The sequence below is a fragment of the Vibrio limimangrovi genome, from assembly GCF_054064025.1.
Genome location: NZ_JBSUGF010000012.1, coordinates 170895 through 188158, shown reverse-complemented (window position 1 = coordinate 188158; position 17264 = coordinate 170895). Strand labels below are relative to the sequence as shown.

Here is a 17264-nt window from a genome sequence, read left to right as displayed (position 1 = left end):
AATAATCGCCCTGATTTATTCAGGGCGATTTTATTTTCAAGAGGGAATAATGAATATCTTTCGAGTTAAAAAATGGAAGCGTCTACTTCTTATCCTACCGGTATTGAGTCTAACGTTCGGATGTACTCAAAAATTTAATGATGTGTCTGCAACCGTCCAAGAAGCCTATGGTAATTACATCGATGTCGAGTTAACACCGCAAGAGATTGAAGCAGTACCGTATGCCAGCGCATACCTAAAGCTAGGAAGTCAAAAACAAGTATTTGTTGTTTTAGCATTCGCAGACCATAACCCTCTCACTGGTAAAACACAGTTAAAATGGGTCAGCGCAGACAAAGCGATGGTGGTGACAGAAAACGGCCATATCGTTAAAACAGTTAACTTACAGAACAACAATATTGCTGGCGTCTATGGCCAAGTGCCTGCCTATACTGCATCAGACACTGAGTATGTGCTTTCTTATGACTGGGCCGAGCACTATCGTTACGGTTTTTCTGCTCGCATTACACGCACCTATCGCGGTAAAGACGTCGTCACAACACCACTATCCTCAACGTCAGTTGATTTATATAGTGAATCTGTTGAGTTTCCTAGCCTATCCGAATCCGTTGAAAACCTTTATTGGGTAAACAATGAAGGGCAAGTTGTAAAGACCCGACAATATTTGGGACCGAATATGGCACCCATTGAGTTAACGATTTTAAAAGGATACAGCAAACCATGAGTAAACGACTGTTACCTTTATTAAGCATGGCCCTGTTAGCAAGCACTGGTATTGCGCCTGTTTCGGCCCAATCTACCCCAGTTAAAGCATCGTATTTAAACGTTGAGTTAGTTGGCGTGGGCAAACAGTTACAATTCGAACAACCAGCACGTTTAGCGGATGTTCTAAAACAGGCACAACAGCAAGACCTGGTTTTACAATATTCTCTTGGCACAACGCTATTTGACGGCTCTGAGCAAGCGCTACGTCAATCGACGGCACTTAAAAACTCGGTTTTGAATCAAATGATTCAGCATAACCTGGTCGCACACCCTTTTTATAAATACATGCAAAAGCATCAATTTGCCCCACGTGTATTTTCTGCTGTTGATTTAGATGACGTCCGCCTGGATAAATTTAATAACCCACTGCTCAACGGTGACTTATCTCTTGTATCAATGCCACGGGAAGAAAAAGTCATTTACCTGGGTAATTTAGACGACATCTACTCCGTTAAAGAGCAAGAGGGTATCCCGTTAAAACAACAAATTGTAAACCTAGAAAACGATCTTGGTGAACTGGCACACCCGCCAATCTTAATTTATCCAGATGGCAACGTAGTCCAACCACACCACGGCTCTTGGTTAACGACACAATACTACCTTCCGCCATTGACCATGGTTTATATCCCGTTTGAAGAATTTGAAAACTCTGAAATGGATCAGGATATTGTTAAGTTGCTTACACAACTGAAACCAACCTCAATGAAGAGTCCACTATGATGTTGATTAGACATACTTTAACCCTTTCTTTAATGGGCCCGGCATTGGTTTGGGCGCAAGATATGCCGTTTGAAGCACCACAGTTACAGCCATCACAAATGGACTTTGGTGGTGTAGGTCTGATGCAGATGCCGACTGCTCGTATGGCGCCTGAAGGTGAGTTTAACTTTTCCGCCACGTTCAATAATGAATACCAGTTTTATAATATCACCTTACAAGTGATGCCATGGCTGGAGACGACCTTGCGTTACACCTTGGTAAACGACCTTTTTTATAGTAATGACCCTAATTTTTCTGGCGATACTAAATACACAGATAAAGGCGTTGATGTTAAAGTTCGCCTCTTGGAAGAATCCCAGTACTTACCAGAGCTGTCCGTCGGTGTCCGCGATTTTGCGGGTACTGGCCTGTTTGACGCCGAGTTTATCGCTGCAACCAAACGCTACTCAAACCCTAACTTAGGTACGTTCGATTTTACCTTAGGTATGGGCTGGGGTTACTTGGGCACGCGAGACAATGTGACTAATGTCGCTTGTGAAATCTCAGATCGATACTGTGACCGACCTACCGACTTTAATGACTATAAAGGTAAAGGTGGAAGCGTAGATTTTGAGCGTTGGTTTAAAGGCTCTGCCGCCATCTTCGGTGGTGTGGAGTATCAAACCCTTTACGCCCCGCTGCGCTTTAAACTGGAATACGACAGCAACGATTACAGTGAAGACTTTCCTGTTGTGCGTAGTGGCGTAGACATGACACCGCATACACCGTGGAACTTTGGTGTATTGTACCGTTTGGGTCATATGGCTGATTTACGCTTAAGTTATGAGCGTGGTGATACTCTGGTAGCAGGTTTAAGTCTATACACTAACTTCAATAACATGCCTTCGTTCTGGCGTGATACACCAACACCAAAAGAGAATGAGAACCAACCTGCTGAACTCTCTCAAGTTGATTGGGAACGCGTAACCGAAGATCTGGATAAGATCGCGGGCTATCAGAATGCAAAGATCTACGCGAAGGATGATACGGTATCGATTGTCGGTGAACAGAAGAAGTACCGCGACCGCAACGAAGCTCATGAAAAAGCGGCCGCCGTATTGTCTAACCAAATGCCCGACAGCGTTGATACATTTACCATTAATGAGCGAAACCGAGGGCTAGTCGCAAATCAGACGGTTATTTCTAAAGATAAATACCGAGATTACGCGCAAGTAAACTACGTCGATGCACAAATCGAAGATGCGGTTTCAACATCGAACCAAAAACCACAAGGTGAAGCGACTTACGATGGTTTTGAACGCTTCGACTGGAGCTTTGCACCTAAATTGGTTCAAACATTGGGTAACGCGGAAGACTTTTACCTGTTTAGTGTTGGTTTAAATGGTAATGCTTCCTACTGGTTAACTGACAATCTGGAAATTGGCGGCTCGCTGTACTGGGATTGGTACAACAACTACGACAAGTTTAACTATGTCACGCCTCCTGATGGCACGACGATTCCTCGCGTCCGTACCATGTTCCGTGCTTACCAGAATGAGCACGACATCACGATGTCGAATCTACAGCTAACCTGGTTCCAGGAATACTCAGATACGTTAGATCAGCAGTTCTACGCAGGTTATCTGGAAAGTATGTTCGCTGGTGCGGGTACTGAAATTTTATACCGCCCGCAAGGTTCAAACTGGGCCATTGGTGCTGACGCAAACTTCATTTCACAACGTGATCCACAAAGTTACTTTGGCGTTTACACCGATAAATGGCAGAACATTCCAGAATATGGCCGTCCGTTCCAGGTCATTGACAAAGGTTTCACTGGCTTTGTATCCGGCTACTACTTCCCGCAGTGGGAGTTCCTGTCTGATACGATGATCCAGTTGGATGTTGGTCAATTCTTGGGTGGCGACAAGGGCGCTCAGTTGAATTTTGCTAAGCAGTTCAAGAGCGGCGTTATCGCGGGTGTCTATGCATCTGTGAGTGACCTGTCAGCCGATGAATATGGTGAAGGTAGCTTTACTAAGGGCTTCTATATTTCAATTCCTTACGACATCATGACAATTAAACCAAGCAACAACCGAGCGAACTTCAACTGGCAACCGCTGACTCGTGATGGAGGCCAGAAGCTAGGTCGTAAATACAGCTTGATTGAATTCACTGATGAGCGAAATCCTTGGTATCAAAGACCGAACCATTCGGATGAGAAATAAGTAAATAAGGGCCTAGGTTTTTAGATCCTAGGTCCTAGGTTATCTTGTTGAAACTTTAGTCTTTTTCTTAAACAGTTAGTGTGCGCTGTTTGAGATTACCGAGCGCTTCGCTTACAGATTACGGAAGAGGTTGTTGTAAATTCCGTAATCTGTATTCCGTATTCCAAAAACCGCATTCTCCTACTTACCGTTTGTTCACCGTATAACTTCCAACGCTATCCCCCAGGATCTAGAATCCTGTAACCTAGGATCTTGTTTCCCTCCCCCCCGTTTCTTGCTAAAATTCCTGAGAAAATTTTAATCTATGGTGGAAGTTCTATGATCATCGTAACTGGTGGTGCTGGCATGATCGGCAGCAACATTGTTAAAGCTCTCAACGCAGCTGGTATCAACGATATCCTGGTTGTCGACAACCTAAAAAATGGCAAAAAGTTTAAGAACTTAGTTGATCTGGACATCACAGATTACATGGATCGTGACGACTTCCTTACCCAGGTTATGGCGGGTGATGACTTCGGTCCGATCGAAGCAATTTTCCACGAAGGTGCGTGCTCAGCAACTACTGAATGGGATGGCAAATACATGATGCTGAACAATTATGAGTACTCAAAAGAGCTACTGCATTACTGTTTAGATCGCGAAATTCCATTCCTTTACGCCTCTTCTGCCGCGACATACGGCGAGACCGATACTTTTGTAGAAGAGCGCGAATACGAAGGCGCACTAAACGTCTACGGTTACTCAAAGCAGCAGTTCGATAACTACGTGCGTCGTCTGTGGCAAGATGCTGAAGATCACGGCGAGACACTATCTCAAATCACTGGCTTCCGTTACTTCAATGTGTACGGCCCTCGCGAAGATCACAAAGGCAGCATGGCATCCGTTGCCTTCCACCTAAATAACCAGCTAAATGCAGGTGAAAACCCGAAACTCTTCGCAGGTAGCGAGACCTTTAAACGTGACTTCGTTTACGTCGGCGATGTATGCAAAGTCAACCTGTGGTTCTTTGAAAATGGCGTTTCAGGCATCTTTAACTGCGGCACTGGACGTGCAGAGTCATTTGAAGAAGTCGCAAAAGCGGTGATCACCCACCACGGTAAGGGCGAAATCGAAACGATTCCATTCCCTGACCATCTGAAAGGCGCCTATCAAGAGTTCACTCAAGCCGATCTGACTAAGCTACGCTCAGCAGGTTGTGACGTTGAGTTCAAGACGGTTGCTGAAGGTGTCGCTGAATACCTGGCTATCCAAAACCGCTAAGCATCTTTGATTGCAATTATGGGGTGGCGGCGATTATGACCTGCCACCTTTACTCATTTCTAATAGCCTGTATCATTTCTACTATCTGCATTTTATCCATTCGTCCCATACGTATAGGTAACTAGACTCCCCATGACCAATAAACGTGATGACTTCGATCCAAAAGCCTATAACCCCGAGTTTGAGTATTCCTTTCTCAAACCAAAATACTGGGGAACCTGGCTCGCTGTTTTTAGCTCTGTACTTATCGCCTTGCTGCCTCTCTCATTTCACCAATGGCTGGCAAAAATGCTGGCATCACGTTTAGTTAAATCCAAAGCAAACTCAGTCAATAACGTAAAGACGAACTTAGCGCTCTGTTTCCCGCATCTAAGTGAACAAGAGCGCGACCAACTGGTTTACAAAACGCTTTATACCGCTGGCGTATTTACACTTAGGTTCGGTCTGGTCTCTTTACGTTCACCAGAATGGCTTCAGTCAAAGTGTGATTTTGTGAACTCAGAACAGTTGTTCGAGCTGACTGAGCAGAATCAGAAAGTAATGTTATTAGTGCCACACTCCTGGTCAATTGATATCCCTGCGGTACTGCTGGCTTCTAAAGGACTGCCAGTATCTGCGATGGCAAAAAGACAGAAAAACCCAGTGACAGACTGGTTAATGCACCGCCAACGTGTCCAATATGGTGGCCGTGTGTATGAACGTTCTGGGGGCATTAAGCCTTTTATCAAATCGATTAAAGATGGTTACTTAGGTTACTACCTGCCGGATCAGGATCATGGCGCAGAGCTCAGTGAGTTTGTAGACTTTTTCGCGACAACCAAAGCAACCTTACCCGGTCTGACCAAACTGGCAAGACTGTCAAAATCGAAAGTCATACCAACGTTTGCTTCGCTGGATCCGGAAACTGGTCGCTTTAGTATTGAGTTCATGCCGCCGCTGACGCTTCAGGAAACCGATAGCGACGATGCACGCTCACTCAATGAAGCCGTTGAATACTTTGTTAGCAAAGCGCCGGAGCAATATATGTGGACCCTGCGTCTGCTGCGCACTCAAGCCGATGGCAGCAACCCTTATCGAGAAATGCGAGAGCATGGCTTTATTAAACAAAAGTGATATTAACATGTCGAAAAACAAAATCCTGATTATTGGTCCTTCTTGGGTTGGCGATATGGTGATGTCGCAATCCCTCTACATCGTTTTAAAACAACTGAATCCAGAAAGTGAAATAGATGTCATTGCTCCGGGGTGGTGTAAACCGATTTTAGAACGGATGCCCGAGATTAGTCAGGCGATTGAAATGCCAATTGGTCATGGCGAATTTAACCTTCTTGGCCGCCGTGAAATTGGTAAATCACTACGTGAGAGAAGATACGATCACGCTTATATCCTGCCAAAATCGGCGAAATCCGCTCTGATTCCGTGGTTTGCGAACATTCCGCTTCGTACAGGCTGGAAAGGCGAAATGCGCTTTGGCTTGCTGAATGACATTCGTCCTAACATGAAGTCATTTCAATACATGGTAGAACGCTATGTGGCATTAGCTTATCCAAAGTCAGAGATGGTGGATTCATCCTCACTTGGAGGCTTAGAGAATCTGCCCCGCCCTCGCCTTACTATTAATCAAGAAGAACAACAGGCAACTATCCAGAAGTTCAACCTGAATCAAGAGCGTTCAATTATTGGCTTGTGCCCGGGGGCAGAGTTTGGCCCAGCGAAGAAGTGGCCAGAAACCCATTATGCGGAAGTCGCGACACAGATGTGTAAAGAAGGTCATCAGATCTGGCTATTCGGCTCACAAAAAGATTTTGAGACATGCAACGGCATTCGTGATTTGGTTCCGCCGCAGTACCACCAGCATATTCATGTTCTTGCCGGACAAACCAGCTTGATTGAAGCTGTTGATCTGCTTGCTGGGTGTAAAACGGTAGTAGCAAATGACTCGGGCTTAATGCACGTCGCTGCAGCAGTTGGCTGCAATGTTGTCGCTGTGTATGGTTCTACTTCGCCAAAATACACGCCACCACTTGCGGAAAAAGTTGAGATTGTTCATACCGACATTGATTGCCGCCCATGTTTTCAGCGTGAATGCCAGTTTAACCACCTTAAGTGCTTAACAGAGTTGTCGCCAAAGCAAGTCTTGAACAGCATTCAAAAGCTAGAAGCCATTACGGTTAGCTCATGTTAATTCGCCTGATTTATACGCTGCTGCTTGCTCTGGCGTCACCCATTCTTTTGTTTGGCTTGTACAAGAGCAAGCCAAATAAACCTAAATTTGGTTCGCGCTGGAAAGAGCATTTTGGTATTACACCAAAGCTTAGTACTGACCAACGCCCAATATGGATTCACGCCGTATCGGTCGGTGAAAGCATCGCTGCGGCACCGCTGATAAAGGCGTTGAAAAAGCAAAATCCTGAACAGACAATTCTGGTCACCACCACAACCAGTACCGGAGCTGAGCAAGTGGCAAAACTCGGTGATTTAGTAGAACACCGATACATGCCAATCGATTTTAGCTTTGCAGTAAAAGGGTTTTTGAAAGCAACCAATCCAAAGCAAATGCTGATCATCGAAACCGAGCTCTGGCCAAACACCCTTAATACTGTGCACAAAGCCGGGATACCAATTACCGTCGTAAATGCCCGTCTATCTGAGAAATCATGCCGCAACTACGCCAAAGTGCAGCCGTTGTTTAACCAGATAGAGAAATGTCTAACGAAGGTATTGTGTCAGTTTGAATCAGATAAAGAACGCTTTGCAAAACTGGGCGTTAGCGAACATAAACTATTTACGACTGGTTCAATAAAATTCGATATCACCATATCGGAAGAAACCATAGAACACGGTAAAGCTTTAAGAGAACAATTAGGTAAGTCACGGCCTGTCTGGATTGCAGCCAGTACTCACAAAGGTGAAGATGAACAAGTACTTGCCGCACACCAAAAAGTGTTACAACAACACTCAGACGCCTTACTAATCCTGGTGCCACGCCATCCAGAACGTTTTAATGATGTGTTCCATCTTGCCCAATCGTCGGGGTTTAAAGCAGTAAGACGCACCGAAACGAAAGCACTGTTGTCCAGAGTAAGTGATTCCGCTCAGGTCTATATTGGTGACACTATGGGTGAGATGCTGATCTTGATGGGCGCATCTGATGTATGTTTTATGGGCGGTAGCTTAATCGGAGACAAAGTTGGCGGGCATAACATGCTAGAACCTGCGGCATTAGGATTACCAGTCATTACCGGGCCGAGCTATTTTAATTTTGCAGAAATTGTAGAAAGCATGCTCAAAAACGAGCTTATAGATATAACCAGTGGAGAACACTTAGCAGAAAGTGTGTTAGCAAATCTATTTTCGACTAAAGCATACCCTGGCAAGTTTCTTAATTTATACCTCAACTCGATACAAAGAAGCCTTACTGAAATTAACAAATAGCATTCAAAAAAGTTAAGAAGCCATCTTTGCCTGCCAGAGCCAGATCTGTTGAGGGGCATTCATGGCTTGTTCCATCTCAAATCCTTTCGCGAAGCATCACTCTCGCCTTGCATAAGCATTGAAATAAAAAGTGCTATCTTGATATCGCAGTAAAAACGCTGTGTATTCAAAACGATACCTGCATCGAAATAACCATAAAGTATTCATGGTCTAATCTGAACTGATGACATTTCCATTTATACTAGATACCCCAATTAAAACAACTCACAAGCATTAGCGGCTCGAGTGGAGAAGCTAACTTGTGAGACTATTACTTCAAAGAAAATGAAATTTAGAAAAGATATCAATGCATTAAGAGCATTGGCTGTACTTTTGGTTGTTATTTATCACTTTACCCCAAATTGGTTACCCGGAGGATTTGTTGGAGTTGATGTATTTTTCGTCATTTCCGGCTTTTTGATGACATCAATCATCCTCAACTGGCGCGAATTAAATCTATCATCCCTTCTCAACTTCTATGTCGCGCGTTTAAATCGAATCGTTCCTGCTCTTGCATTTCTGTGCTTTACTTTATTACTTATAGGTTGGTTTTATTTAGCAGGAGATGCTTACGAATATTTAGCTAAAAGCGTTAGATATAGTTCCCTATTTCTGTCTAATCAAACCTACTTAGAGGACGCTGGATATTTTGCTGCTGCCTCAAAAGAAAATTGGCTGTTACATACTTGGTCTCTCTCTATTGAATGGCAGTTTTACTTACTCTACCCTGTGTTCATTGGCGTTGTATATCGCCTATTTTCTAGATCAAATCTAGCCTTAGCCATCAACCTATTGCTGCTAAGCAGTCTGGGATATTGTTGCTTCCTAGCGGTTAAAGGCGACTCAAGCGGCTATTTCTCTCTATCAGCAAGAGCTTGGGAAATGCTATTGGGCTCGTGGGGTGTACTGTACCAACCGAAGAAACTTCGTTCGTCTTACATTGGTTGGATCATAATTTTATTATCTTCCCTGTTTATAAATGAAAATAATATCTGGCCGAGCTCTTTAACTTTAATTCCAGCATTTGGTGCATTAATCATTTTATGGTCAAACCATGAAACAAAACTAAATAGCTCCTTTATTGTTCAGCGTATTGGATTATATTCTTATTCGATTTATTTATGGCATTGGCCCGTTGTCGTTCTTTTTTATAAACTGAGTTTAAACTCAGTACATTGGGTATTCTTTGGTATGTTACTAAGCCTTGTTCTGGGAGGAATCAGCTATCATACTGTTGAGAAAATTCGCTTGAACACAAATATTTACTCATTCAAAGCATTATTCCTACGCTGTAAACCTTTAGGGGTAGTATTACTCATTGTGATTGCTGCCAAATATATAAGCGGGCAAGATGGGCTCCCTGAAAGAAACACATTAAGTCCTGAGCTGGTAGGCCTTTATGATAAATTAGATAAAAAAATACAAACACATCCATTGCGTTCAAAATGTCACATCAATAGATACGCTGAACATCAACCAGTGGGTGCTTGTACTTGGCCATCGGATAAACCTAGCTGGGCCGTGATCGGAGACAGCCATGCTTCTGAATTATCTTTTTCGTTAGCCAACCAGTTGAGTTTGAGAGATAAAGCGCTAACTCAGTTTAGTATGTCAGCTTGCCCACCATCCTATACACAACCTACTGAATTTAGCGAATGTGCAAATTGGACTAATGAAGTAATGAAAACCGTTATTGCTAACGACGAGATCAAAAATGTCGTTATTTCATATCGGTATTCATTACATCTGTTTGGAGACAATGAAGACACTTACCCCAAGTTACCAAATGAGTGGAGTGATGAAAGACAAGAACAGGTTTTAGCATCACTAAAAGTGATGATTGACGACCTAATAGATAGTGGAAAACAAGTTCACTTACTCATGCCAGTTCCAGATATGGGAAGGAGTATAAAAAGTCTTGTCGATAACGCTTACTTGAGAAAAAAAAGCTTAACGGATATTTCTTCCATTTCTCTGGATTATTACCACAAAAGAAACGATTTAATTTTCACCTTCATTTCTGACTTACCCAATAAAGAAGAGCTAAACATTATTGAAGTGAAAGATTTTTTCTGTGACCAACATCAATGCTACGCGGTACGAGATAATAAACCACTCTACTTTGATGACAATCACCCCGGATTGCTCATAACGAAAGACATCGCGACTAGGATTTTGGAAACAGAGACATAACGCCGACTCTTTCCTAAGTAGCACTCCGCGCAAACAGGGCTAGGTGGCCAATCGTTCGAATGGATATACCTAGCCCTCTTTTCTGACGAAGAGTGACATCTGATTTAACCAAAGCAGTTGTCACTCGCCAAGTTAAAGTCTCTTATCTTAACCGCAGAAAAGTGAGCCTTAATTTGCCTTTTCTAAAATTTCACTCAGATACTGTTTACGCTTTTGGTATAAAGGACTCTGCTGGTACGTATCTTTGTACGTCTGTTTCGAAACAACAGCCTGAGTAAACTGAGCGTAATCACTGTCATTGATGACATGACGGTTAGGCAGGGCCAAAAACTGTTCAATTTCATCGCTAGAGAAGTATTTCCTCAAACTTTCATTGAAAAAGTAACCAACAGAAAAATAAGGCATAAAGCCAAACTTCTCAGCTTGCGTTACCGTATCTGCATATAGCATATGGGGATGATGCTTCTCATAGCCCATTTTTTCCATCATTTTGCGACGATTTGAAACAAAGATGGCGAGCTTTCTTGGTTTAAATAGATGTTCAATAAACAGATTCAATGTGTTTCGGGTAATATTTGACTGTTGCCTAGCAGCAATAAACCAAGCTTCAACGGGACGACTCGCAACAGTCTCGTGCCTGAATGTGAAAAAACTATGCAAACGAGTACATTCGGGCAACCAATGTGTCAACGGTTCTAAACAGAAGGTCGTAGAATCTGCCCAAACTCCACCAAATCGACTAAGAAGATACAGGCGCAAAATATCCGCTTTCATGGCCAAAGTGAGCTTAACGAAACAAAGCTCAAAAACCGCGTTAAAGTCGAATCCCAATTCTTGATTGAGGTTCTCATCACTCAGCACTCGAACTTCATAATCCGGATTCAACTTAATCCAAGATTCTATACTTAACTGAACCACATCCGGAGCTGAAGAGAGTGGTGTATTCCAGTACATCCATATGATTTTAGGAATGTCAGATTCCGGATTTTCATGCCCTTGAGTGGCCTCTTTCAAAGTCGCTAATGCTTGCTGGGCGCGCTCTAAAAGTGCAGGGTCTTGCCACGCCTTTCCCAGTCCATTCAACTCAGCATATCGCGTATTAAAATAGGGAATATTCTTACGTATCCCAAAGCATTTGTTTTCAAAAAATTTACTACGAATAAAACAATCAAACATAAAAGTTAACCTGGCCTAAAGAAATAAGACGAACAGTCAATTAGATACCGCAACCAAAATGATTCATGACCACTTTCAGCTGTATGTCATTTTGCCCGTTGTCCACATTCAACTTATTCAACCCCGTAGTTTGATTATTCTGTATCTCAGCAAACTCACTAAAATGCCTCCCAGCGGCCTTACGAATGTTTGTTCCTTGCATTCTGGCCATAAAATACAGCCAGATGTCATCTGCATGAGGACATAACTTCATAAACAGTTCAGTGTCTGTTACCGATTGATGTAGTGAGCCAGGTGGATATAGGATAGCGCCACACCCAGTCAAAAAAACATTCTTTTCTGCCGACTCTACGATCTCTCTATTCCATTGCTTATATGGGCGTGGTTCACTACCTCTAAATGTAATCTCATGAGCGCGGTTCCCCAAAATAGTATCAGGGTATGTTCTGTGCTCATTAAGTAAACGCTCAATGGTATCATGTGGATAGATCACATCATCATCCAACGTGATAACTAAACTTTCAGGTGCAACTTGCAACGTAGGAATGATTTTTTTATAGCTTCTGTAATCGGGACAGAAGCGAACTTCCAATCCATAAGGCAGGCGGGATTTCAGCGTTAGTGGCAATGTATCGAGTGAAAACTCACCCTCTGCCAGCCACAAAATAACTCGGTTTGGTAACACCGTTTGTAAACTGATAGATTCGAGCACCAGGTACACATCATGAATACGTTTAGAGTAGGTTGTCAGACTAACAATCACCTCATGCTCAACGATTTTGTTCATTTGAGTTAAAGGCTTTAATTCTCGTGCTGAACGTCCTATTTCTTGGACAACAGCGGCGTCATTAATAGCGGAATACAGCTTTTTAAACTCTTTTTTGCGTTTTTTTTTGAAAAACATTCTCTGAAACTCTAGGCTGAACATGATCTGGGCATTATAGCGAAGCCACCATCATCTTCATACTGATGGTTAATTAATTGCCAACCACACCGCTAAAAAGAGCAGAACGAGAATTAGAACTTCAGCACATGAGCTATATTAGCTAGGTTAGCTAAGATTCAAACAACAGAACTAAAAAAATAGCCTCTCTATTTTGGGTAAAGAGGCTATTTATGTCTGGGTTATTTCCTAAAGCGACTAATTTTTTCTAGCGCTTCCTGAACGTACTGGTAGTTCATCATGCCATTATTTTTAGGACGATTGCTACTATCATAAACTTCAGATTGGCCAGCGCCATTCACCTCGATAATGGTATCGTCATAAATGATGCCATAAGCGCTGTAGCTAGATGACATTACCCAGTTACGCTCTACATCATTACCAAGCAAATCTATGCCGGTCGAGTAGTCTTTGGTATCGCTGGTCACGCCCAGGTAGTTTTTCATCAACGTTGGAACGACATCCTCATGAGACGTCATCGTCATGCTGGTAACATTTTTAGACAGTTTCTGCTGATTAATGCCAGCACCCAACATGACAAAAGGCACCTGTGTTTGTGCACGGGTAAAGTTACCGTTGTGTCCCCAGAAATTTAGTTTGTTGTCATTCAGTTCCTGGCTGTGGTCGCCAGTAATAATAACAACGGTATTTTCTAGGTCGCCCGTTTCTTTCAGCTTATCCAAAACGCGTTTTACTTGCGTATCGACATAGCGCACTGAGGTTTTATAGCGATTAAAGAACTTTTCCTGGTCACTGTCATTATCCAGTTCAAGATAGTCCACGCGCGGGATCATTGGCTCATACTTCGGCTCGAAATTTTCAGGGAAGTCATAGCCATGCGGAGCATCATAGAATAAGAAAGAGAATGCCGGCAGCTTCTTGTCTCGATTGGCGTACCATTCTACCCAGTCATCGGTTAATCGTTTGTCACGAGCGGAAGGTGAATCGCCTGCTGAGGTCACTCGAAGATTCGGGACGTTTGCAAACACCGTTTGGTCAAACTCTGGACTGGTTAGTCTCGCCGCTGCAAACAAACCTAACTGGTAGTTCAAGGCTTGCATTCTGTCGACAAAAACTGGTGAACGGTTGTTAGCTAAAAAGCCATGCCAGTAAGTACCTGGCATGCCATAAAACAAGCCGAAAATACCGGTACGTGTCGCGTTACCTGTCGCAATGTGGTTTTGGAAAACAACGCCCTCTTGAGCGTATTGCCACATATAAGGTGTATTGTCTTCGTTAAACGTATCTTCGCGCCATGAGTCCACCGTGATTAGCATGATATTCGCTGGTTGCTCAACAGCCTTGAATACAAGAGGATTGAGGGGATAGTTCAAGTCACTCTTTGTATTGATGGTCATCGCCTTTTGCTGTTCGATTGCTTCTTTATCCAACCAACCATGTTTTTCCATAAATCGATTCGCAGTCGCAGGATAAAACAGAGGTAAGTAGCGCTTGACCATAGTCACTGGCTGATACGCATAGGCAGACGCCCAGATATGTATTACGTTGGTTACCAGCAGAGCGACAAACGTCAGCAACACAAACTTACGACCTAATCGTAGTGCACGAATCGGCGCATCCGCTTCCAGCCAGCGGATCAACCACCATTGCCCTGCAATCAACGCGATAACAGAGCCAATCACGGTTAACCATGTGACCAGTGGGAAGCTTACAACTTGCCCTGAGAATACTAACTCAAGTACCACCGCGTTAATATGGAAACGGTATTGAGCATAAACAATCGTATCAATAAATAAGACAGCCAACCCGGCAGACGCAAGAAGAGCCTGAATAACGTTTCTCGCACCCTTAGGTAATGGCAAAGCGGGTACACTGATAACGCCGATGACCAAAGCTAGCAGTGTCATCTGCCCCAAAGTACCAGCTAAGATAAAGGTAATACCGAGTGCGTCAGACGGAAACTCAGGTAAGAATGCAAAGTAACGACAGGCAATCGCTATCGCCAATAATGCATTGACCAGAATAAACCAGCCATGTGCATGTAGTTTTTGTTTAAAAGGCATGTTATGTCCTAGGGTGTAGCAAACTTGCACAGAAACCAGTCTGTGCAATTAAAATTCTAAATACTTTTATACCCAGCAAGAAGGTGATTAAATTCCTCTTCTTGCCAGTGAATAGAACGCTTGTGAAACTCTTTACGAAACGAACGCAGTAATCGATCTAAGTTGTTTTTTTGCCAGTCTGAGCCAGCCTGTTGGTAACACTTATCGAAATCAATCAGCCACACTTTGTCGTTTGTATCGAGCAAAATATTATGAATATTCAAATCAGTGTGATTAACGCCAGCCTTGTGCATTTTGGCAATCTCTTGCCCAATCTGCAGATACAATTCAGCCGGTAACGCCTGCTCTTGAAGGATGCTGACTAAATCTTTCGCATTTGGAATTCGCTCGCTGAGTAAATCTGCCTGATAGGTTAAACCTGTTTTTACCGCTCTCGCCGCAATCGGCTTTGGTACGTGAACGCCCGCTTCTGTCAGTGTTAGTAAGAGCTGATACTCCTGTGCACTGCGCGTCTTTTCCCAACCGCAAAACCAGTAATTATCTTTAACTAACTTACCGAACAGGCCACCTCGACGATAATGACGCAGAGCGGCTTGCATAGAATGAAGCTGCACAAACCAAGTCGTACCTCGACCAGTCGCACTGCCAACGACGGCGTTGTGGCTCTGCCAGTATTCAATATCAAAAAGCGCTTTTTCAGGTTCTGAAACTAATGACTCGTCATACCAAACGCGAGTTTTGTCGTGCTGAAACAGTTTCATTATGTCCCTTAAAAAAAGAGAATCGATAACCAAGTAAACCCGGCTAGCATTAACGCCACCATGACGGCTGCCGACCCAATGTCTTTTGCTCTGCCGCTCAGTTCATGTCGTTCAACACCAATACGATCAACCACCGCTTCGATGGCTGAATTGAGTAACTCGACAATCAGCACCAATACAACACTACCAAGCATCAATACACGCTCTATCGCCGACAAATCCAACAAAAATACGATAATGGCAGCACAGACTAATAAGCCCACTTCTTGTCTGATGGCCGCTTCGTGTTTGAATGCCGCTTTTATCCCTTGAGCGGAATAAAAAGTCGCGTTGTAGATGCGTCTTAATCCTGTTTGACCAGGTTTTCCGGAAGTCGTTTCGCTATTTTTGTTCATGTCGCCCCATGATTGAATGTTCGCCTAAACCGTCACGCGACGTATTCTACATGGTTATGTGGTCAGTACCAATGGAGCGGAAATGGAAACAAGCTTTCTCTTTGACCTAAAAAATAAACCGGAACAGCATCTTTACTGTAAGACCTTTGGTAAACTTACGTTTAAGCTAACATAAACACTATATTCTGCTTTAGGGTTCATAATGAAGATTGCACTGATTCACATGCGTCACGCTAAGGTTGGCGGTACAGAACTGTTCTTAAATCAATTGTCCAAATACCTTTGTGAACAAGGTGAAGATGTCACCATTATTTGCCGTTCCCACGAGGAACCAAGTCACCCAAACATTAAGTTTGTCTCACTAAAACCAATCAGTATTGGTAAAGCGCACAGAGCCTACCGATTCGCCAAAGCGGTTGAAAAGCACGTAAACGACAACGACTACGACATTGTGTATGCACTAGGAAAAACCTGGACACACGACCTGATCCGCGTGGGTGGCGGCACTCGTAAACACATTGTGGACCTGAGAAAGAACAAACGCCCGACACCAAGAGACCGAGTTTCGATGTATATCGAGCGCAAAGCGCTGTCGTCTGCCGATAATCTGTTCGTCGTATCGAACTCGCATAAAAGCAGTGATGAAATCATGGAAGATTACGGCGTTGCTCCGGAGAAGATTGCCACGATTCACAATGCGGTTGACCTGAATAGATTCTCACGCGAGAACTGCGCAGAGCAAGTAGCAGAGCTAAAACAAAAGCTGCAACTTGACGATACACATCCTATTTTTCTCTTTCTGGGTTCGGGCTATCACCGCAAAGGACTGGAGCCGACACTCAAGGCATTTAGCCTGCTGAAAGAAAAGGCGAGCCTGGTCATCGTGGGGAATGAACAACACCCTCAACAATACAAAGACCTCGCGAAAGAACTCGGCATTGAAGATAAGTGCCACTTCTTAGGCAAACAAAGCAACCCGGAAGTCTTCTTCAGCATGGCGTCTTGTTATGTGTTTCCTACCAAATATGAACCATTTGGTTTTACCGCCATCGAAGCATTATCGAGCGGCTGTCCGGTGATTACCACGGTCGACTGCGGAGCAAAAGAGGTGATGAATGATGAAGTCAGCTCGATTCTTGAATCTGATTTTTCAATTGAAAAGCTGGCACAACAGATGGCTTATTGGGCTGACAAGGCAAAATCTGCAGAGTTCCAAATGGCTTGCCGAGCCTCGGTCGAACCGCTGGATGTGAACAATATTATGGAAATGAATTACCAGCTGATTAAACAAGCGTGGGAAAAGAAGCAGCAAAACGCTTAACTTTACGGTAGAAATTCAAAGGCGCCTT

The 17264-nt window shown here is 43.5% G+C and carries 14 protein-coding genes; 9 read left to right on the top strand and 5 right to left on the bottom strand.

What is annotated here, in order from left to right; all coding sequences use genetic code 11:
- The first annotated feature begins 49 nt into the window (after positions 1–49).
- The 8 genes from ACWYU8_RS17490 to ACWYU8_RS17455 all read left to right on the top strand — a co-directional run bounded on the left by ACWYU8_RS17490 (position 50) and on the right by ACWYU8_RS17455 (position 10616).
- A complete protein-coding gene (locus ACWYU8_RS17490; RefSeq protein WP_457521007.1) occupies positions 50–724 on the top strand; it encodes a YjbF family lipoprotein in 675 nt (224 codons plus the stop codon).
- Entirely contained in the window at positions 721–1485 is a 765-nt protein-coding gene (locus tag ACWYU8_RS17485; RefSeq protein WP_457521006.1) for a capsule biosynthesis GfcC D2 domain-containing protein, read from the top strand. Before ACWYU8_RS17490 ends, ACWYU8_RS17485 begins: the two co-directional genes overlap by 4 nt.
- Positions 1482–3689 carry a YjbH domain-containing protein gene (locus ACWYU8_RS17480; protein ID WP_457521005.1) on the top strand — a complete coding sequence of 736 codons (2208 nt, stop codon included), beginning with the start codon at positions 1482–1484 and terminating at the stop codon, positions 3687–3689. The genes ACWYU8_RS17485 and ACWYU8_RS17480 overlap by 4 nt, the downstream gene beginning before the upstream one ends.
- A 318-nt stretch (positions 3690–4007) precedes the next feature.
- Positions 4008–4949 carry an ADP-glyceromanno-heptose 6-epimerase gene (gene rfaD, locus ACWYU8_RS17475; protein ID WP_457521004.1) on the top strand — a complete coding sequence of 314 codons (942 nt, stop codon included), beginning with the start codon at positions 4008–4010 and terminating at the stop codon, positions 4947–4949.
- A 132-nt stretch (positions 4950–5081) separates the two neighbouring features.
- The gene (lpxM, locus tag ACWYU8_RS17470; protein ID WP_457521003.1) at positions 5082–6062 is read left to right on the top strand and encodes a lauroyl-Kdo(2)-lipid IV(A) myristoyltransferase; all 981 of its coding nucleotides are present in this window, start codon (positions 5082–5084) and stop codon (positions 6060–6062) included.
- 7 nt (positions 6063–6069) lie between these two features.
- Complete coding sequence (gene waaF, locus ACWYU8_RS17465) at positions 6070–7134, top strand: lipopolysaccharide heptosyltransferase II (protein ID WP_457521002.1); 1065 nt, start codon at positions 6070–6072, stop codon at positions 7132–7134.
- Entirely contained in the window at positions 7128–8384 is a 1257-nt protein-coding gene (waaA, locus tag ACWYU8_RS17460; protein WP_457521001.1) for a lipid IV(A) 3-deoxy-D-manno-octulosonic acid transferase, read from the top strand. The genes waaF and waaA overlap by 7 nt, the downstream gene beginning before the upstream one ends.
- Before the next feature lie 285 nt (positions 8385–8669).
- Positions 8670–10616: an acyltransferase family protein gene (locus tag ACWYU8_RS17455; RefSeq protein ID WP_457521000.1), complete on the top strand. Its 1947-nt coding sequence runs from the start codon at positions 8670–8672 to the stop codon at positions 10614–10616.
- 168 nt (positions 10617–10784) lie between these two features.
- On the opposite strand, the gene ACWYU8_RS17450 is transcribed toward ACWYU8_RS17455, so the two are convergent.
- The 5 genes from ACWYU8_RS17450 to ACWYU8_RS17430 all read right to left on the bottom strand — a co-directional run bounded on the left by ACWYU8_RS17450 (position 10785) and on the right by ACWYU8_RS17430 (position 15915).
- Complete coding sequence (locus ACWYU8_RS17450) at positions 10785–11792, bottom strand: glycosyltransferase family 32 protein (protein ID WP_457520999.1); 1008 nt, start codon at positions 11790–11792, stop codon at positions 10785–10787.
- Positions 11793–11832: 40 nt separating this feature from the next.
- Entirely contained in the window at positions 11833–12696 is an 864-nt protein-coding gene (locus tag ACWYU8_RS17445; protein ID WP_457520998.1) for a glycosyl transferase, read from the bottom strand.
- A 221-nt stretch (positions 12697–12917) separates the two neighbouring features.
- On the bottom strand, positions 12918–14759 hold the full coding sequence (locus ACWYU8_RS17440) for a DUF3413 domain-containing protein (RefSeq protein ID WP_457520997.1): 1842 nt from the start codon (positions 14757–14759) through the stop codon (positions 12918–12920).
- Positions 14760–14815: 56 nt separating this feature from the next.
- Positions 14816–15520, bottom strand: a complete 705-nt coding sequence (locus ACWYU8_RS17435) for a 3-deoxy-D-manno-octulosonic acid kinase (RefSeq protein WP_457520996.1) — start codon at positions 15518–15520, stop codon at positions 14816–14818.
- An 8-nt stretch (positions 15521–15528) separates the two neighbouring features.
- Complete coding sequence (locus ACWYU8_RS17430) at positions 15529–15915, bottom strand: diacylglycerol kinase (protein ID WP_457520995.1); 387 nt, start codon at positions 15913–15915, stop codon at positions 15529–15531.
- A gap of 202 nt (positions 15916–16117) precedes the next feature.
- On the opposite strand from ACWYU8_RS17430, the gene ACWYU8_RS17425 reads away from it, so the two are divergent.
- Positions 16118–17236 carry a glycosyltransferase family 4 protein gene (locus tag ACWYU8_RS17425; protein WP_457520994.1) on the top strand — a complete coding sequence of 373 codons (1119 nt, stop codon included), beginning with the start codon at positions 16118–16120 and terminating at the stop codon, positions 17234–17236.
- Positions 17237–17264 lie beyond the last annotated feature (28 nt).